The 20,334-nt window shown below is 45.7% G+C and carries 14 protein-coding genes and 1 riboswitch; of the genes, 6 read left to right on the forward strand and 8 right to left on the reverse strand.

From position 1 onward, the window contains the following. Nucleotides 1-458: 458 nt before the first annotated feature. From J2T16_RS28210 to J2T16_RS28240, 7 genes are all read right to left on the reverse strand, one after another. Nucleotides 459-1,835, reverse strand: coding sequence for an NCS2 family permease (locus J2T16_RS28210; RefSeq protein ID WP_154891961.1), 1,377 nt, complete (start codon nt 1,833-1,835; stop codon nt 459-461). Nucleotides 1,836-2,022: 187 nt separating this feature from the next. Next, nucleotides 2,023-2,122, reverse strand: a riboswitch (purine riboswitch). A 385-nt stretch (nt 2,123-2,507) separates the two neighbouring features. Continuing rightward, nucleotides 2,508-4,379, reverse strand: a complete 1,872-nt coding sequence (locus tag J2T16_RS28215) for a flagellin N-terminal helical domain-containing protein (RefSeq protein ID WP_499020109.1) — start codon at nt 4,377-4,379, stop codon at nt 2,508-2,510. A 172-nt stretch (nt 4,380-4,551) separates the two neighbouring features. Then, nucleotides 4,552-6,090 (reverse strand): glutamine-hydrolyzing GMP synthase, encoded by a 1,539-nt coding sequence (gene guaA / locus J2T16_RS28220; RefSeq protein ID WP_090924524.1) that lies wholly within the window; start codon nt 6,088-6,090, stop codon nt 4,552-4,554. 908 nt (nt 6,091-6,998) lie between these two features. After that, nucleotides 6,999-9,650, reverse strand: a complete 2,652-nt coding sequence (locus tag J2T16_RS28225) for a DUF4129 domain-containing transglutaminase family protein (protein WP_499020114.1) — start codon at nt 9,648-9,650, stop codon at nt 6,999-7,001. Beyond that, complete coding sequence (locus tag J2T16_RS28230) at nt 9,592-10,977, reverse strand: DUF58 domain-containing protein (protein ID WP_499020117.1); 1,386 nt, start codon at nt 10,975-10,977, stop codon at nt 9,592-9,594. The genes J2T16_RS28225 and J2T16_RS28230 overlap by 59 nt, the downstream gene beginning before the upstream one ends. Further along, nucleotides 10,974-11,966 (reverse strand): AAA family ATPase, encoded by a 993-nt coding sequence (locus tag J2T16_RS28235; protein ID WP_090924527.1) that lies wholly within the window; start codon nt 11,964-11,966, stop codon nt 10,974-10,976. The genes J2T16_RS28230 and J2T16_RS28235 overlap by 4 nt, the downstream gene beginning before the upstream one ends. A 104-nt stretch (nt 11,967-12,070) precedes the next feature. Continuing rightward, on the reverse strand, nt 12,071-13,375 hold the full coding sequence (locus J2T16_RS28240) for a polysaccharide deacetylase family protein (RefSeq protein ID WP_499020120.1): 1,305 nt from the start codon (nt 13,373-13,375) through the stop codon (nt 12,071-12,073). Between the two features lie 252 nt (nt 13,376-13,627). On the opposite strand from J2T16_RS28240, the gene J2T16_RS28245 reads away from it, so the two are divergent. The 6 genes from J2T16_RS28245 (at nt 13,628) to J2T16_RS28270 (ending at nt 19,716) form a co-directional block, all read left to right on the forward strand. Further along, a complete protein-coding gene (locus tag J2T16_RS28245) occupies nt 13,628-14,284 on the forward strand; it encodes a DedA family protein (RefSeq protein ID WP_154960367.1) in 657 nt (218 codons plus the stop codon). 174 nt (nt 14,285-14,458) lie between these two features. Continuing rightward, nucleotides 14,459-15,973 (forward strand): spore germination protein, encoded by a 1,515-nt coding sequence (locus J2T16_RS28250; protein WP_336121185.1) that lies wholly within the window; start codon nt 14,459-14,461, stop codon nt 15,971-15,973. 21 nt (nt 15,974-15,994) lie between these two features. Next, entirely contained in the window at nt 15,995-17,194 is a 1,200-nt protein-coding gene (locus J2T16_RS28255; RefSeq protein ID WP_499020124.1) for a Ger(x)C family spore germination protein, read from the forward strand. A gap of 6 nt (nt 17,195-17,200) precedes the next feature. Further along, the gene (locus J2T16_RS28260; RefSeq protein WP_221791403.1) at nt 17,201-17,437 is read left to right on the forward strand and encodes a hypothetical protein; all 237 of its coding nucleotides are present in this window, start codon (nt 17,201-17,203) and stop codon (nt 17,435-17,437) included. A gap of 19 nt (nt 17,438-17,456) precedes the next feature. Then, nucleotides 17,457-18,566: a GerAB/ArcD/ProY family transporter gene (locus J2T16_RS28265; RefSeq protein WP_154891947.1), complete on the forward strand. Its 1,110-nt coding sequence runs from the start codon at nt 17,457-17,459 to the stop codon at nt 18,564-18,566. Between the two features lie 25 nt (nt 18,567-18,591). Next, nucleotides 18,592-19,716, forward strand: a complete 1,125-nt coding sequence (locus tag J2T16_RS28270; RefSeq protein WP_221791405.1) for a GerAB/ArcD/ProY family transporter — start codon at nt 18,592-18,594, stop codon at nt 19,714-19,716. A 113-nt stretch (nt 19,717-19,829) separates the two neighbouring features. On the opposite strand, the gene bcp is transcribed toward J2T16_RS28270, so the two are convergent. Continuing rightward, on the reverse strand, nt 19,830-20,300 hold the full coding sequence (bcp, locus tag J2T16_RS28275; RefSeq protein ID WP_423246160.1) for a thioredoxin-dependent thiol peroxidase: 471 nt from the start codon (nt 20,298-20,300) through the stop codon (nt 19,830-19,832). Nucleotides 20,301-20,334 lie beyond the last annotated feature (34 nt).

Genomic DNA, 20,334 nt, shown 5'->3' on the forward strand with positions numbered 1-20,334 from the left:
TTCAAAGATCAAACTTGTTCTCGCTACCGAAACCAGTTCGTTTCAGCAACTCTTATATAATATCATGTCCGAACCAACTTTGCAAGCTCTTTTTTCAAGTTTCTTTCGAAGCTTGTTTTCAGTGGCTTGCCGCACCGTGTAAACTGTGTTTTCTTGGCCGGAATAAGAATATACCACGTATCACTTCCACTTGTAAAGAATTATTTTAAAAACATCTGAACAATTTATCATTCTCACGAGAACATGCATTTCAGGTTAACTTTGTCTGGAATTATCTTATCCACCTGAATGACCATATCATTTCATACACGACTCTCTATCTCTGAGTCGGAGCAACTAAAAGGTTCTGAACTGATCCACTTTGCAGCTCACGTTTCAAACCCTTATATAGAAGAAACAAAAAAAAGCGAAGCTCGATGTGATATCGTAGCTCCGCTTTCTTCATATATAAACCAAACTTATTCTCCACCGATAAACACGTAACGGCATATAACGATAACGGCCAGCACCCACATCAACCAATGCACTTTCACTTTACGCTCAGTAACCAAGTTACTGAACACAGCCAAAATAACATAGGATACGATACCTGCAGAGATCCCGTTCGCAATCCCGCCTGTAAATGGCATCAGTACAATAGTAAGGAATGCAGGGAAAGCCTGCAGAAAATCATCCCACTCAATACTACGAACTTGGCTCATCATAAGTACACCTACAATAATCAGAGCTGGAGCCGTTGCCGCAGAAGGAACAACCAAAGCAAGTGGCGCGATAAACAAAGCAAGAATGAACAACAGACCTGTCGTTACCGAGGTTAACCCTGTACGCCCACCAGCTTCAACACCCGAAGCACTTTCAACATAAGCCGTAATCGTACTTGTACCCAGTGCCGCACCTGCGCTCACACCGACAGCATCAACGAGCATGGCTTTACCAATCGTTTTCTCACCTTTAGCTTTATCCTTCATAATCCCCATGCGTGTTGCCGTCCCAACCATCGTACCGAAGGTATCAAACAGTTCAACGAATGTGAAAATGAAGATGATTTCGAACAATCCAAGGCTAATTGCACCTTTCAGATCAAGTTGCCCGACAGCTAGGTCACTGAAGTTGGGCAGCCAGCTTGCACTGGACAGACCACTCAAATTGGTTACCCCCATTGGAATACCAATCAACGTTGTAGCTACGATACCAATCAACAAAGCACCTTTAACACGCATTACCATAAGGACCGCAATCAGTAGCAAACCAATCAAAGCGAGTAATGCATCATGATGTGTAATAAAGTTTCCAAGAGACAAGTTGAAGCTGCTACCTGGAATCGGCTGGCTCAAATCTGCATCCGGTGCAACATTCACGGTTACTGCCACCAGATTGGCGAGTTTAAAACCAATAATCGTAATAAAAAGACCGATACCTACGGTGATTGCCATTTTAATGGATTGTGGAACTGCAACAAGCAACATTTGCCGAACTCGAGTCACGGTCAGAATAATGAACACGATACCCGAAAGGAACACAGCACCGAGAGCTGCCTGCCAGCTAATTGCACCATTGGAGCTCAAAACCACAGTCATAAAGTATGCATTCAACCCCATACCCGGAGCAAGAGCAATCGGAACGTTCACGAACAACCCCATAATAATTGTCATCAATCCAGCGCCGACGGCTGTTGCAAAGAATACTGCATTGTCGGACATCCCTGCCCCATTTTGTCCTAAGAACAATGTGTTTACAAAAAGAATGTAAGCCATTGTCATAAAGGTGGTCAGACCCGCAACAATCTCCGTTCTAACATTTGTTCCGTTTTCTTTGAGTTTAAAGAAACGATCCATAATTCACTAACTCCTCCTTAGAGATGTTGAAGCCATAAGTTATATTGAAAAACGACAAATGACCCTGAGAAGTACTTTCCCCAGAGTTCAGCTTGACCAGAAGCAGGCAGACGGCCCGTTGACCAAGAACAAAAAAAATTCTAATGTGCACGGGTGATGTCCCGCCGCAGTCATGTAGAATTCATGTGCTTAGCCTGCTCCTCTTCGTAGCCAGATCATTAGGGTGATCTCGTAGAGACTCCCGGGCCAATCCCCAGGATTATACGAATTAGTATGCGCTATTTGTTTGTTTCCCATCATCATTTTAGGAGGGAGCTTCAATTTTGTCAATGATAAAAACGAATGTTTATACAACACCCTCTAAATAACGTTCGTATTATATGACAGATCGAATCAGTTCAGCGGTTCCCAATCCATTTGTAAGCGTGTTTAATAATAAAACACAACGAGAATATGTTCATATTTTCAAATGTAATCTGAATCTAAACACAATAAAGGCCACCTCCATCATACTAATAGCATGAAAGTGACCGCATTCATGTAATTTTTTGATAATAACAAATTAAGATTCACTGATCAATCAATTAAATCGTCCTTGCTTCTTACTTTAGACAAAAAACTTCCGTTGATTCAGGAATCAACAGAAGCTCTACACTGTTATAGACAATCAAGTTACTTCAGTAATTGTAATACCCCTTGAGGTTCTAAATTAGCTTGTATTAGCATAGCTTGCGCCGCTTGAGTTAGAATGTTTTTTTGACTAAACTTCATCATCTCGACTGCCATGTCTGCATCCCTGATTCGAGATTCTGAAGATGCTAAGTTTCCCAACGAATTACCAACATTTGTCAAAGTATGCTCCATTCTGTTTTGCAACGCTCCATATAAACCTCTGTAACTTGAAACTTTGTTTAAAGCGTTATCTGTTGAAGCGATAGATTGCTCAGGAATAGCCGGTGGTAAGAGTCCTACGTTGGCAAGTCCCAGCCCATCTGCATCTAACTTAAACAAAGGAATCTTAACGGATTGATTTTCATTTGCCCCGGTCTGAATAGAAACATTAGGAGGTATATAGTCTATGTCTTTGATGTCAGTTGTAGTTGTCTCTATAATTGAGTCTATTTGGTTTGTGTGTTGTTCAGTAAAAAGATAAATATCCTGCTTGAAATTAAAATTATCCAATGAAATTCCAAATTCCAAAACCTCACCGTCACTAATATCATTATTCTCCCATGTCGAAGTAATAACGCTACCATCAACGCCAAATCGCGTGCTAGGGGTTGTTAATGAGGAAGGTTTTGTATTGGCACCATCACTTAAAAAAGAAAGATTAAAATCTACTAAGCTATTTGATATTTCAAAAGCCGTTCCTGTGTTCGGTATTTGTGCTCCAGAAGCTGTGCCACCGATAGGTATGCCGCTAGAAGAAGAGAGCGTATAATGAGCACTGTGTCCGGCAGAGAAAGCAGTGCGAATATTAATTGTTCTATGATCATCTCCAGAGTTGTTTCTGACCTTAAACTCTGCCTTGAAAGAACTCCCATCTGTTGTGATGACCTTCTCAATCTCAAATCCATCCTTTTCATAAAGAACGGAAATTTTTCCTAGCTCCTTGGTCGAACTTTTTATGTTAATATTAGCCAAAGTCGTCAAGCTTCCATCAATCTCTATCGAAATTGAATCATCTGAAAATCTCCCAAAGTTAGGGAGAATACCGACCGTTTGTACATTTGGAATAAGGTTTGTTTGGAACAAAATATTTCTTTCAGTTGAGTCTCTGATATCAAGTTGTTTATACCTGTCCTTATAAGCAGTATCCGTATATAATTCTCTTGCAAATAAGTACTCCTTCGTAGAAGTTGTTTCCGTATGCACATGCTCCTTTTTCTCATAATCATTATAACCTTGTCTTCCATCTTGAGAAGCAATAGGTGTAGTTTGAGCCTGCTGATTATAAGTGTCATTAATCTCGGTTTTGGTCGTTGAACTTTTTACATTAAGAGGCTCATCATTTGTGCCTATAGGCAAGAATCCTAGATATCTTTGTCTATCTGTGGTTTTGGGTAGCGGTCCTACATTAGAGATGTCAACATTGTGACTCGATCTATCCTTTAAAACTTGAAAATCACTTCTTGCAAGCAGATTTGTTGTGTTAAAATCAGTTCTATTCGCAAGACTATTGATTTCATCGGTAAGCTTACTAATCTCTTGATCGATCTTTTTTCTATCACTTTCGGTATATGTATCATTTGAACCTTGAATAATCAGTTCTCTCTGCCTTTGAATAATCTCTGTAATTTCTTGTAGTCCACCTTCAGCAGTGTTAATTAATGAAAGACCATCTTGAACATTTCTTGAGGCCTGCTCCAGTCCTCTGATCTGTCCCCTCATCTTTTCCGAAATGGTGAGTCCAGCAGCATCATCACCAGCACGATTTATTTTTAGGCCTGAGGACAACTTTTCCATATCTTTTTCTTTTGCTTTATTGTTTATTTTCAATTTATTCAACGTATCTAATCCAACTATATTAGACGCAATTCGCATAATTTTACCTCTCTGTATGTATTGTTACTTATTATACTAGTTGTTCACATATTGGAAGTCAATTGAAACTAACGGCTCTTTTTTTCATGGTTACAATATCAAAAAAAACGGTACAGTCCTGTGTTTCAAGACTGTACCGCTTTTTCATAACATTTGAATATCCTGACCTGACCTATTCCCACTCGATTGTTGCAGGTGGTTTGGAAGTGACGTCATAAACGATGCGGTTGACGTTATCAACTTCGTTAACGATCCGTACGGAGATTTTCTCCAGTACATCCCAAGGAATACGTGCCCAGTCGGCCGTCATACCGTCGATGGATGTTACGGCACGAATACCTACAGTGTAGGAATACGTACGTGCGTCACCCATAACGCCAACACTCTTCATGTTAGGCAGGGCGGTGAAGTATTGCCAGATTTCACGGTCAAGACCGGCTTTGGCGATTTCTTCACGCAGAATGTAGTCGGAATCACGAACAATTTTCAGCTTCTCTTCCGTCACTTCACCAAGCACACGGATCGCTAGACCCGGACCAGGGAAAGGCTGACGGTGTACGATTTCGTCTGGCAAGCCACACTCCGTACCTACTTTACGAACCTCATCCTTAAACAGGGTGTTCAGTGGTTCGATCAGTTTGAAGTTCATGTCTTCTGGCAGACCGCCCACGTTGTGGTGGGATTTGATGGTTTGAGCTGTTGCTGTACCACTTTCCACGATGTCCGTGTACAGTGTACCTTGCGCCAGGAATTCGAAGTCATCGAATTGCTTGGACTCTTCATCAAATACGTAAATAAACTCGTTACCGATAATTTTACGTTTTTGCTCCGGATCATCCACGCCAGCCAGCTTGGACATGAAACGTTCTTGTGCATCGATTTTGACAACTTTCATATCGAACTTGCCAACAAATGTTTCCATTACGCTCTCTGCTTCGCCTTTACGCAACAGACCGTGGTCGATAAACATACATGTCAGCTGATCGCCGATTGCTTTGTGCAACAATGCTGCGACAACGGAAGAATCCACACCACCACTGAGTGCGCACAGCACTTTGCCGTCGCCCACTTTTTCACGAATATCTCTAATCGTGTCATCAATGAAGGTTTCCATCGTCCAGTTGCCTTCGCAACCACAGATTTCGAACAGGAAGTTGCGAATCATGTCGTTACCGCGAACGGAGTGACGTACTTCCGGGTGGAACTGCACTGCATACAATTTGCGCTCGTCGTTACTCATCGCTGCGATTGGCGCACTTTCCGTACCTGCATCCAGTTTGAAGCCCGGAGGCAATGTGACAACGTGGTCACCATGACTCATCCATACAGTATGTTCACCTTCGATACCTTGAGCGAGTGCTGCACCGGCAGCAAACTCAAGATCTGCTTTGCCGTACTCACGCTTCTCGGAACGTTCTACTTTCCCTTCAAGCTGCTGAGCCATGAGCTGCATACCATAACAGATACCAAAGATTGGCAAGCCCAGGTCATAGACACCCGGATCAACGTGTGGTGCATTTTCAGCGTATACGCTGGATGGACCACCCGAGAATACGATTCCTTTTGGCGCCATTTCAGCAATTTTCTCCGCTGGTGTGTTATACGGCAAAAGCTCGCTGTATACGCCAAGATCCCGGATTCTTCTGGCGATTAACTGGTTGTATTGGCCTCCAAAGTCAAGGACAACCACAATTTCATTTTGCTTATTCATTACCGTGCCTCCCTCAATTCAATGAAACTAATTATACGCAACGACAAAACCTACCGTCAAGGAAAGACGAAACTCCATTTTTCAGGCAAGTAACGGGAAGTTGTGACATAAAGCGACAGTCGATGCCATTCCTTAAGGCGAGTGTACAGGATGAAATTTTGTTCAATATAACATGCACATATGCTCCACCTCATGTGTACTCTTATAATTGGATAAAAGAACCGATTTCATCCGTCGGGTGCGTAGATTAAAAGCCATCGTAAAGTCATCGTTATCAGTGAAGATGGTAAGTTGGTATTAAGTTCCAGTGGCAATATAGAAAAGCAAATATGCAATCGGCAGCACAACATGAATTGGAACATGCTAACGATCACACTGAGCCTTATTATGCGCTCTAGGCAGTGCTTGAAATTCTAACGATCCTCAGAACCGCTATTTGGTATAAAACTCCCGAAATCCAGCGGAAATGTCGTCTTTTCAAGTAAATAAGGTTTCTCGTGATCGTTAGAATTTTAAACTGGCAAAAAAGGACTACATAGCGTCACTGGTGATCGTTAAGAATCGTAAATCCTAATTTTGGCCCCACGAAGTTTGGTAATTGAAATATTGTCTGCTCGTAAAAAAAATAAGGGTACGCCTCTCATGATCAAGTAGATGGAGGAGGCACGAACTTCATGGGCTGACGTTAGGAAGGTAACGTGTGTCAATCTAAACTCACTTCTCTGCATGTTATATGTAGATTGGAATTTCCACCAACGACAACAGATTCTTCACGTTTCAAAGTAGTAATCTTCCTATTCATCTCCAACCAGGTTTGTTATCATTCGCTCCATTGCATCTCGATAGAGAGTGGTGGTGTAAATTAAAAAATCTCGTTCACCCTTGGGCAAACGAGACTCGTCAGGAACTTAGCGCTGGCGTCTTGGGGGACGCCGGGCCAGGCGAAGTGCCCGGCGCAAGAAATCAAGACTGTCCGCACGCAGCGGACGGTCTGGCCCGTATAGCAGCCGCTCCCAGTCGGCTGCAAAGCGCGCGATGTCCGCGCCGTCCGTGCCTGCGGCCACGGCGGGTGACGCTGCGTATTCCCGCAGCGTCATGCCCGGCGGCCGCGGGCCGTACCGGCGCGCAAGCGCGTGCCAGACCGGAGCGGCAGCCTGCAGCAGCCGCTCGCGGTCCGGGAAGCTGCTGCGCGGCAACGCCAGCAGCAGCCCAAGCCGCAGCGCGGGGCGAAGCCGCCGCGTGCAGGCCCATGCAGCGGCGCACAGCAGCACCGCTGCCGCAAGTGCCGTCGCGGCCGGCCAAGGCGCCGCGACAAGGGCACGTGCGTGCGCGGCAAGCCAAGCGCCTGCACGCTCCAGCCCGCTGCCTGCACCCGGCAGCGGGGCTTCGTCGCCTGGCTGCGCCGAGGCGACCCCTGCGGCGCTGGCATCCAAAGCCTGCGCCGAATCAAACCCCGGCGTAGCCTCAAAAGGCACCCAGCCCACGCCGGGAAAATACACCTCCACCCAGGAATGGGCATCCCCCTGGGTGACAACCACTTGCCCCGGGTTCTGTGGGTCTGCTTGTCCTGGGGCGTAACCTTTCACCCAGCGTGCCGGTATCCCCTCGGCACGAAGTAACACCACCATGGCGGTGGAAAAATGGTTACAATACCCCGCACGGGTCACAAACAAAAAATCATCCACAAAATCCGTACCACGCGGCGGCATTCGGGTATCCAGAGAGTAACGGGCGTTCGCTTTCAGATAACTGCGCACAGCTTGCACAGCATCGTACCGTGTTGTACTTGAACCGATGATCTCGGTAGCAAGATCCCTTACCCTTTGCGGAAGTGTATCCGGAAGCTGTAGATCCTTTCGGCGAATAGAGGCAGGATCGGATGTATTATTCCCGCCAGCATGATTCAGTTCGCTCACGTTAAAGTTCTTCTTGTCATCCTTACTATCCTGCCCATCGTTCCCAGCACTCTTTCCATCTATTCCTGCACGTTGCCGAAGCTGTTCCGGTGTCACATTCGGCACCATCACATCTACCGTATAATGCTGGACAAGCTCATTCCTGTCTCTTCCTCCTGCAAGCCACAAGGTGCCCGTATCTTCATTAGAGAGCAGTCGCTTTTCATTCTTTTTATTAAGGACATCACCATCTTGAAAAGACAAACTTACCGGCAACCCTCCCGTAAAAAGTGGATTCGGACCACGCCACTCCCGTTCCATCGTGATGATCTGACGAACACGCTGCCAGTACGGATGCTCCTCCCATCCATCGGAACGTAGCAGATCCGATGAGTTGACATAACGGAAGCGCTGCTCCGTATCACTCCAGGCACTGCCATTATAGTAAGAACGAGTCTCCCCACGCCAATACGTAGAGACAGGCGTTTTTGCCACAAATACAGGTTCATTCCCTTGTACCAAGGGTGCCCCCATAGGCGCATCAACGGTGCTATATCCCGTCACACTCAGCGAAGCCGGTACACTGCCTGAAGGGATGTATCCTGCCCATCTAGCCAAACGTTCGACCGTATCCATAACAGAGAGTTGTCCGGCAGGTGACACAACGCTGAGCCGTGCAGGAAGTGTTGATATCAACACCACACAGACCGCCGTGCCCACAGATACAGCCATCCAATATAGATAAATCTTACTCCGTATTCGATGCGAGCTGTTCTTGTTACGTCGTGCCGCCTTTTTGTGAGAGCTTGGATATACACCCTGGGTTCCACCTTGGGTTTCACTTTGGGTTGTACCTTCGTGTTGTGTACCTCGAATTACACCTTGGATCATGTCTCGATTTTTACTTTCATGTGCACTTTCCTGATCCCGCGCATTCCGTTCATGACCTGTGCCTTCCGAAAGGCGCAGCAGGTGAAGCATGCCCTGAATGCACAGCAGCCAGCATACGGAACGAACCACCGAACCATAAGCATCATATCCGACAACAGTCTCCAGCAGGATCAGATAAACTAATGTTCCCGTGCCAAATAGAGATATGCTACGACGAAGCAATACCAGGTACTGTACCGAGGCGAGCAACATGCTCCAGCCGCACAACATAAATAACCCTCTGGTTTCCCTGCTCATCACACGAAAACGTCCTGTATCGATCCACTGTCCCAGATCAGCATTAAGTATCCCGGGGTAGGATAAGCCCCATTCGATCGGATGACTGCCTCCGTACATTACACACAGTGCAACGTATATCATAGGGATGCGTAGCGCAATGCTAGCCATCCAGCCTGTACGCAGCAGGCCAACGGATAGAAGGATGGCTGAATAGCCAGCCATGACAGCCGAAAATCGCTCACTGCCTGCTTGACCATCAGATGTCACAGGATATATCCATTCCATGCACAATACGAGCAATCCCGCTGTGATAAGCCATAGATATAACACAGGAGTTGTTAGATACATAGACGAAAATAACGGCGAATTTAATTCCGATCGCTGTGTCTGCACTGACTGTCCAGACAGAACTGCAGATTCGGGCTGCTGTTTCATTTTACGCTCCCACATCAACAATCCCTGCCTTTCCGCCATGCCAAGACCCAACGGTTCCAATAGACTCCTGATAGACAATCTTTACCCCTTTGGATACAAGGCGTTCAGTCCACACTTGCGAACGATTTGCCTGTACTACTGACGGACTCAGCACAGCTGATGCACCAGATTGTTCCTTCCCGTCACCCGCCGTGCCCCTCATCTGTCTGTTCATGGTTAGATGGACTCTCGCCTGGAAGCCAAGTGCCGACGCATATTCAAGCCATGCAACCAAACGTTCATCCAGCTGTCCGGTAAAGACCAGAATACTTGACCCGTATGAAAGATGCTCCAGTCTGTCAACGCCAAGTTGCTCTCCAATCGATCCCTGTTCCTGATGTAAACGTGCATAAGCAAGCCGTCTTAACGCATGATCCAAACTGTTGGCTTGTTGCCCATGAACACTCCGGCTTCCACCAGCATCATTAAGACTACGGTTTGTTTGTGCTTCATGCCTTGCGTCCTCTTCTAACGGCATGTCCTGTTTACTTGCGAGTTCATCTCCACTTAACCAAAGCTCACAAGGCGTTTGTGCATCTGTTGCCTCACGTACCCAACTCGCCGCACCAAGCACTGCTCGTTCGAACACTTCGTGACTTTCCTGACTACGTTCTCCCGCCCCAACCCCCTCATATCCTGAGTACTCTTCGTATACCATGATTGCGAGTGAGGTACTTTGCGGCATATCAGGAATCAGCGTATGCAACTTTCCGCTTCTCGCTAAGCTCTTCCAATGAATTCGGTTAAAGGAATCCCCCTGTTGATATTCACGAATTTCTGTTCCGGGTATACCTTGCAATGGATGTTGCACTCCCACGCCTTCACCATGATCCGTCCAGACTTCCGGCCAGATTGATGTTGCAGCATTCCCGGTCCCGGGCACCACAACAACAGGCTCTTCACCCTTAATTGTGGCGTAGGCTCTGCTCCACCCAAAAATATCCCCCCAGTATACTCGCCCTTCCTGCCAAACATGTACTCCTCGGGTAAGACCTGTTATCTCATACTGATAAGACCATCGTCTTTTCAAGCCTGGAAAAAGTAATTTACGATGTATACCCCCAGGAGTGTTATCACATACCACGAGCCATAATAATGGAAGCGGACACCTCATCTGTAACTCAACCCGAACGCGGATGCTTTCTCCTGCTGTGATCTGCCCTTGTCGTAAGTGTCTGTTGATAACAATCTGACGGGGACCAAGCACACGTAGGAGTATTCCATATACCACAACAAGCACGGATACCGTTGCCAAGAACAACGCTGATTTTCCACCATGCCAAAAATAGAGACCACCCAGAAGAACAGCCATTAACATTTGAGCCATACTTCCGCGAAACCCTCTCATGCGCGTCGTCCCCTTCCCTGCCCACTCATCTGCACGGGTACAGGCACAGACGACAATACTTCACGGATGACTTGCTCTTGCACTGCGCTTCCGTCCGCTCTGTTCATTGATTTCAACTGAATTCGGTGGGCGAGAACCGGTACAGCGAGGGATTGCACATCATCTGGCACAACGTAACTGCGACCTTGTAAGTAGGCATATGCCTGTACAGCTGTCATCCAGGCCAGCGTTCCACGGGGACTGATGCCCAGTCTTACGGCGTCATGACTTCTCGTAGCCACAGCGACAGCGACAAGATATTGCTTGATCACGGCATCCACATGTACCTGCCTCACTTCACGTTGCATGGCCACCACTTCTTCAGCCAGCATAATCGGACGCATGTTCTCTAACATATCCTTGCTACGCTCACGAGAAAGCAGTTCTACCTCCTGCTCCGGCTCAGGATATCCCAGTGTAATCCGCATCATGAAGCGATCCAACTGCGCTTCCGGCAAACGATAGGTGCCTTCAAACTGCAACGGGTTCTGTGTTGCAAGCAGCAGAAACGGCTTCGGCAATACGTGAGTTGTGCCGTCTACGGTCACACTGCGTTCCTCCATGGCTTCCAATAACGAAGACTGTGTACGGGGAGATGCCCGATTAATCTCATCCGCAAGCACGATATTGTTCATCAGCGGCCCCGGTCTGAAGCTGAACTCTCCTGTAGGGGCGTGATATATAGATACACCCGTCACATCGGCTGGCATGACATCGGATGTACATTGAATACGCCCCATCGCACAGCTTAATGATGAAGCCACAGTGCGAATCAGCATCGTTTTTCCTGTACCCGGTACATCCTCCAACAGAACATGGCCTTCACTAAGCATTGCAGCAATGATATATTGAATTTCCTGTTTCTTGCCAATGATTACATCAGCAATTCGATTGCTGAGCCTTTTTAACAGTTCGGTAGCATGATCATGCTCTATTCGGACTCTGGTCACGTGAACCACACTCTCCTTCCTTGCCTATGAATCGTGATTATCATAATCTATGATTCATTGTTGCCCGGAAGTAGAGAGAATAGTCAGATGAACTGCTGTTTCTTTCAAATTATGCTATAAAAATGTCCATGCTCCATAGACGTCCAAGGTGGCTCCACGGTGATTACCCACTCACTGTCCTTGGATTGGACTGTATACTGCTTTGCTCCAAGCTGCTCTATCAAATCACCTGCTGATACCCAGATCGTGCCTTCACGGCTCTCCATCACAGCTTGAACCGTCAGGCCATCCTGATTATGCAATCGTTTGGACGTCAATGTACCCATCGCCGGATTAATTTGGACTATGCGATCCTTCCACCATGTGGTTGCAGTACCTGAGGTTTGATCCCAGCTTATACTGCCTCCCAGCTTCTTCATATAACTTCGCAAGGGAACCATTATCGTCTGGTCTTTGAAGCGATATTCGTCCGGCTTGAGTTCGACGGTCATATATCCCAATTCAATTTTGAGCGGTTTGGCTACGATCCATTGCGCAGCGTTTGTGTTTACATGTTTGGTAATCCAGCTAGCAGATGGAGACTGGCGAACCTTATATTTCACCGCAGGTTTGACCTGGAATTGAACAGGTTTGTCTGAAGCCTGCATCACTTCAAAACGGTACCCCTGCTGTTTGTAGTATTGAATGATATCCGGCAGTGCCTTTACTGTCTCGGCATGCGCACCTCCATCATGCATCAGCACAACAGCAGAAGACATTCCTGCTGGCACATCTGTTGCACGAGCGACAATGTCGCTAGCGGGCACATTTCTCCGCTTGGAATCACCGCTGTCTACGTTCCAGTCCATGACAGCGTATCCTCCCTTTTTCAACAGATCAAAATACGTATGGTCAAAATGTCCGTATGTTCCACCAGGCGCTCTGACAAGTGCAGGGCGAAAGCCTACAATGTTGTTAATGATATCTTCCGTGCGCTTAATCTGCTGCCAGAACGTTTCAAAGTTCCGGTACAACTCGTTATATTCATGGTTATATGTATGATTGCCGATGGCATGTCCTTCACTTACGATTCGTTTGATCATTCCCGGCATACGTTCTGCATGCTCTCCCAGCACATAAAAAGTAGCAGGAACATCCTCATCGCGTAAAATATTCAATACCTCAGACGTATGTTTGCCCGGGCCATCGTCAAAGCTCAAATAGACAACCTTGTCTGATGTTTTACTTTTCCCCGCTGCTGCGGCAGACGGCACGCTTGCTCCGAACATATCTGTCAGCAGTAATGCAGCGAGAGTAAACCATATGGATAAACACTTCCACATACGTACCTTCCCACAGGAACGAGTTGAAGTTTGCTGCTCCATAAGTTGTCCATTTCGTTGCATCATTTCGTGAGATTCCTGCGCCATTTGTAATTCACCCTCCAGCACTCTATTGAATTTGCTGATAGACTTCAGCAGATTTGTTAGAATTATATGGAGGCAGATCGCAAAAAAGACATCATTTTATCTATTATTTTGCAACAAATAACCTTGGCTTCGATATGGGATTATTGATTCTTAATCAGCAATTCGGTAGCATTAGGAAATAACGAACATGAAACGGGCAACCATCTACTTCTAAAGCCTGATTCATATGACACCATCAGGAGTGTGAATCTATTGGAATTACTTGAGAAGGTCCAGCAGCTATTTGGGTCTTACGGATACAGTGTATTGTTCTTCGGCCTGCTACTGGAGTTTATTGCACTTCCCTTCCCAGGCGAAACGACGATGGCATATGCGGGTTATTTGTCCTACAGAGGTCAGCTTGATTTCGGTACACTTGTCGTCTTAGCGTTTCTCGGGACAACGATTGGCATGACTATTACGTATTTCATCGGAGCCAAAGCCGGTCTACCTTTTATTGTGAAGTATGGAAGATGGTTTTTACTTAAACCGGACAAGCTGGACAAAACGCAAAAATGGTTTGCTAAGTATGGATACGGTCTGATTTTTATTGGATATTTCATTCCCGGTGTTCGTCATTTCACAGGGTATTTCTCTGGTATTGCTGCAATTCCGTTTCGCAAATTCGCCCTATATGCTTACTCTGGAGCCTTGTTCTGGGTTGTGTTATTCCTTGGGATCGGTAAGGTGTTCGGTCCTAGCTGGAGCGCTGTATTCACACTCGCCCATCAATATACAGCATACATTCTTGCCCTAGTTGCATTGCTTGTGATTGCTGGCATCGTCTATCGTTACCGCAACGCCTTGTTCGCTCGTTCCCGTCGCAAGCATTCCCCCGCTCGTCAGCGTCAAAAACAAAATGCGGACTAATGATGAGTCCATCTCCCCTTTATAAATATAGAAGCCGTGAACATACGGCTTCTTTTTGTTTGCTTTTATTGGGATATGAAGACCAAATATCCTTTCATTCATATTTTTTTCATAAACTAAAACACTCCCGGTCATACTACTTGCAAATAAAGGATGTTTGAGGGGGAGAAATGGATGGCTACAGATACTCAAATTGCACACGAAACGCATGCCATTCATCCGGATCTGGCTGATAATATTGCTTATTGCAAAAAGATGATGGGAAATAGCAATGACTTGATGATTCGTCCATTACAAAGCATGCACAAATGGCCTTCGATGCTGTTATACATTGATGGGCTTGTCGATACACAGGTGATCAATCAGGCTGTCCTGCAACCCTTGATGCAAGTGCGTAACTTGCCTGATTTCTCAGCGGACGATGAACACCTGAGCTATCTTCAGAACGATGTTCTTACCGCTAGCGAAGTGCTGTTCATTGATGATATGGATGATGTGTTGAAAGCGATGCTGGCCGGTGAAGTCATTCTGCTACTGGACGGCTCTACTCGGGGACTCAAAATTGGCGCTGCTGGTTGGGAAGACCGTCCTGTAGGTGAACCCGTTTCTCAAACCGTTGTACGTGGTCCAATGGAAGGTTTTACGGAAAATTTGCGTACGAATACCGCACTGATTCGCAAGCGTATTCGTGACCCGCAGCTTTGGATCGAGGAGCGTGAGATTGGACGTGTCACCAAAACTCGTGTATCAATAGTATTTCTCGAACATACGGTCAACGAAGATGTTGTTGATGAGCTCCGCAGACGGCTGGATGAAATTGATATCGACAGTATTCTGGAGAGCGGGTACATCGAAGAACTGATTCAGGACAAAACCACGACAATCTTTCCGACAGTTTACAATAGCGAACGTCCAGATACGGTTTCTGCAGCACTGCTCGAAGGACGTGTTGCAATCATTATAGACGGTACACCCTTTGTACTGCTTGTGCCTGCATTATTCATGCACTTTTTTCAATCTCCTGAAGATTATTATCAGCGTGCTGACATCAGCTCTCTTGTTCGCTTGTTGCGATATTTGTCGTTTCTGATTGCCATGCTAGCTCCATCCTTTTATATCGCTATTTCGACATTTCATCAGGAGATGTTACCAACTACCTTGTTGATCAGTCTGGCTGCACAACGGGAAGGTGTCCCCTTTCCAGCTTTTATTGAAGCCGTTCTGATGGAACTGACCTACGAAATTTTGCGAGAAGCGGGCATTCGAATTCCGAGAACGGTCGGACAGGCCGTATCCATCGTAGGCACACTTGTTATCGGGCAGGCCGCGGTAGAGGCAGGCGTTGTGTCTGCAGCGATGGTTATTATTGTTTCTATCACTGCCATTTCCAGCTATGTCATTCCGGAGAACGGATTATCTATTTCGGTTCGTATTTTGCGTTTTATTCTGATGATAGCGGCGGCGGCGTTTGGTTTCTATGGCATTCTGATTGCACTGCTCATTACGCTAACTCATCTTTGCAGCTTGCGCTCTTTTGGGATCTCGTACATGTCTCCTTTTGCACCCTTCATTCAGAATGATCTGAAAGATACGCTGTTCCGTGTTCCCTGGTCGCATATGAGAACTCGCCCATTATCAAACGGTACTTCAAACGTAACAAGACAGAAAAACAAAAAAACAAAGCGTTAGTTGAAGGCAGGAGAAGAAGTTATGATGAAATGTTTACGTGTCATGCTATCCATCATCGTTATACTGCCGTTGCTGAGCGGATGCTGGGATCGCCAGGAGCTGAATCAGCTCGGGATTATGCTGGGTCTGGGTGTAGATCGAGACGGTGACCAGATCAGGGTTAGTGCACAGGTTGTCGTGCCTCGTGAAGTCGCCAAAGGTCAAGGCGGCAATGGAACACCCGTTACCCAATATCAAGCCAGCGCTCGCACACTGCTCGAGGCTATTCAGAAGCTTACCCAGACAAGCCCTCGTGCCATTTTTATGGCTCATATCCGGGTATTGGTTTTCGGAGAAGAATTCGCACGAAAAAACGGCATATATGACGTCATTGAAGCCCTCATCAGAGAACCAGACGTAAGACCCGATTACTATGTAATGGTGGCGCGAAAAAACACGGCCTCTAACATTTTGAACGTACTCACACCACTAGAAAATCTCCCGTCAGAAAAACTGTTCAATGCACTCGATATTTCTGCTAAAAGCTGGGCTCCAACGACAACCGTGACCAGTGACAAGCTGATGCAGTATATTCTCACACCCAGCATGTCCCCTGTTATTACTGGTATTGAGCTTGTTGGAGATCAAGAGAAAAGCGGTGAGACCAAAAATGTCCAGAGTATCGAACCTCCGGCTACTCTTCAATTCGCTGGTCTCAGCGTGTTTCAAAAAGACAAATTGATCGGTTGGCTGAATCAGGATGACTCCAAAGGCTACAACTATATTCGTGACAACGTGAAAACAACAATTGGCCCCACCCAATGTCCAAAAGGGGGTTATGTCACGCTAAAAACGTTGCGTACCTCCACGGATCACAAAGTCAAAATGGTGCGGGGCGAACCTCAAATCAGTCTGAAAGTGAACACGGTCTCTGTCATTGGTTCCGTAGATTGTGAGATGGAGATCGGTTCAATGGAGGCCATCAAGCAATTGGAGCAACTGGCACAGGATCGGATCGTTGAACTGATGAAAGGTACGGTGAGTCTCGTTCGCAGTAAATATAAAGTGGACATCTTCGGTTTTGGACAAGACATCTATCATAAATATCCGAAAATCTACAAAAGAGAAGAAAAGAACTGGGATAAGTACTTTCAAAATTTAGATGTCACATATGAAGCAAACGTACAGATCCGTCGTATAGGGACGTTGGATAATTCATTTAATAAAAAAGCCAAGGAGTGAGCACGCTTGCTGCTAACGATTGCAGTTGTCATTGTCGGGTGCCTGATGGGGGTGATTGATCTACCTAATTTATGGAAAAAGAAGGAATGGAAAGAAATCACCGTCTATTCCTGTTTACTGCTGACAAGCATCTTTTTTGGTGTTGTCGCGGTGAATCTATGGGAGTTTCCAAGCCCGCTATACATTATCATCTGGATTTACAAACCCGTGAATCAATTACTGGCCTATATTACAGGGAGTTAGCCAAAAGGGAGTTGACAACATGCTGGAACAAGGTCGCCTTGGCATTAGACAATTATGTATCTTGACCATTTTGATCATTGCCGGTGACATGATGATGATCTACCCCTCGGTTATCGCAACCTTTTCGGGGCAAAATGCTTGGCTTTATGCTTTTATCGGTGTTCCTCTTGGCATGGGGTTGATGTATCTTTTCGTCAAACTTGCAGACACGTATCCCAATGAAAATTTGATAGGCGTATTTCGCAAAATTCTTGGATTTTGGCCAGGTACGGTGTTAGCCCTGTTCTACCTGATGTATTTTATTTTTAGCTCTGCAGCACAATCACGGGTCGTTGGTGATTTCATGACCAGTCAGATTTTTTTGTATACGCCAATTCGGGTTGTGCTTCTTATTTTTGTAATCCCCATCGGTTGGGCTCTATATAACGGACTAGAGAATATTGGTCGAAGCAGTGAAATACTCGTACCTATTATTACTACTTTCATGTTTATTTTAGTGGTCTTTTTGTTGCCCGAGGTACAATTAAACCAACTTGTACCCTTTACGGACACCACCTTCAGCCAGTTTACGCATGGGATTGTGATCGGTTTTATCTATCCGGTTGGTGAAGCCCTTCCCATTCTGATGATCCTCCCCTATGCAAATCAAGAAGCCCATCGTACTCGTGATCTTATGATATCTGCCGGATTTGGCAATCTGCTCATGGCTATTCTGGTGACGATCTCCATGCTGGTTATGGGACTTTTTCTTACACAGCACACGATCTTTGGTTCATTTGTATTATCCCAAAAAATCAATATAGCCAACTTCTTTCAACGAATTGAAGTGCTCATGGCCTCGTCCTGGCTGATATCCACCTATTTTAAATCCACCGTTTATCTGTATGCCTTTGTTCTTGGTATCGCTGAACTTTTTCGCCTTAAGAGCTACCATTTTCTCATTCTGCCATGCGTACTGATTGTATATGCGCTATCTAACCTTGTGACACCCAATATCGTTTTTTTTAACACAACGGTCATTCCCTATTGGCTGGAGTGGGATTTAACAGTGAGTCTGATCTTACCTGTCCTGCTGTTAATCATTCATCAAATCAAGTCCAAATTATCATTTAATAAAGGCAGAACTTAAAGATAATCGAAGGAGGGTACAGATCATGCTCATCAAAGAGAGACTTACCGTGCGGCAATTTGCAGTCCTTGCCTTTATGGGCATGATTGGAGATATGATGCTAATCTACCCAACATTACTTACTTACTCTGGAAGACAGAATGCTTGGATCTGCTCGATCGTCTCCCAAGGTATCGGCATGTTGATCTTATGGCTTTCCTATAAGCTGCATGAAGCTTACCCCGGACTTACACTCATCGAGATCTGTTCCAAAGCACTTGGTAAATGGATAGGTGCAATTTTGGCTGCCGCATATCTGTTTTATTTTCTGATGGGTTCAGCTATATGTATCCGTGAAGTTGGAGATTTTATGACAACTCAGGTTTATCTCCATACTCCCATTCGGGCTATCATTCTTCTTTTTGTTATAGCCCTAGGTTGGTCCGTACTGAAAGGATTGGGCACGTTCGGTAAAATGGCAGAGATTCTGGCCCCCTTCGTTATGATCAGCTTGATTATCCTAATGCTTTGTTTGTTGCCCAAAATGGAAGTATCGAACATCCAGCCGTTCTTTGATACTCCCCTGTTTTCATTTATAAGCGGGAGTGTTCGAGGGGCTACAGCTTCATATGGAGAACTCATTATCATCACCATGATTTACCCCTATATTACTCACGGCGTGCATAAGCGGCGAGAGCTGTTATTAGCCGCATTACTTGCAGGAATCATGTTAACCCTCATTCTCCTTACCTCTCTACTTGTGCTTGGAGCTGAACTGACAGAGCATAATATTTATGTATCGTATATTCTTGCACAAAAGATTAACATTGGCGGCTTCGTTCAACGAATTGAAGCCATCTCTTCGACAGCTTGGCTCGTGTCTACCTACTTTAAAACTTCGCTATACACGTTTGGATTCATTCTTGGACTTGCACAACTGTGTCGTCTCAAATCTTACCAGCCGTTAATTCTGCCAACGATGCTCTTGTTATTCGGTATGGCTATTGTGATTTCGCCGGATGTCCTCTTCTACACCCTCGGCATCATGTACGCCTGGTTCGATTGGGATTTTACGGTCAGTATTGTCATTCCAGCTTTCCTACTACTGATTCACCTTATAAAAAGTCGATTTAAACAACGTAATAATGCAAGTACTCTTTCGCAGAAATAAACAGACTACATCTCAATGGGAGTCGTGTCCATAGATGTAGCCTGTTTATTATTTTTGACCATGCCCGCTTCGTGCATGGCTCGTTTTATTTTCACAAGATCGGAACCGATGGATTACAGCCCTTTTACCGTCTCCAATGCCTCTTCGATATGTCCCTTCACGCGCACCTTTGTCCATTGTTTAATCAGCTTGCCCTCTTCATCCAGCAGGAAGGTGGAACGCACAATGCCCATGTACTCCTTGCCGTACATCTTCTTCAGTTGCCATACGCCGAACTGCTCTGCAACCGTGTGCTCCTCATCCGATAACAAGATAAAAGGCAGTCCGTATTTGGCAATAAACTTGTCATGTTGCTTCATCGGATCAGTGCTGATCCCCAGGATGACTGTATTCAGCCCTTGAAAATCCTCATGTCGATCCCGAAAGTCACAGGCTTGTTGCGTACAAGACGAGGTCATATCTTTCGGATAGAAGTAAATCAGAACTCGCTTGCCACGAAAATCAGACAGCTTCACAGACTCACCTGTGCTTGATGGCAGTTCAAAATCCGGAACTTGTACACCTTCTGTTAAAGTCATTTTCATGTCCTCCTTGGAATTCAAGTTATATGATCCTTCA

This window comes from Paenibacillus intestini, assembly GCF_030803945.1.
GTDB classification, from domain to species: domain Bacteria; phylum Bacillota; class Bacilli; order Paenibacillales; family Paenibacillaceae; genus Paenibacillus; species Paenibacillus polysaccharolyticus.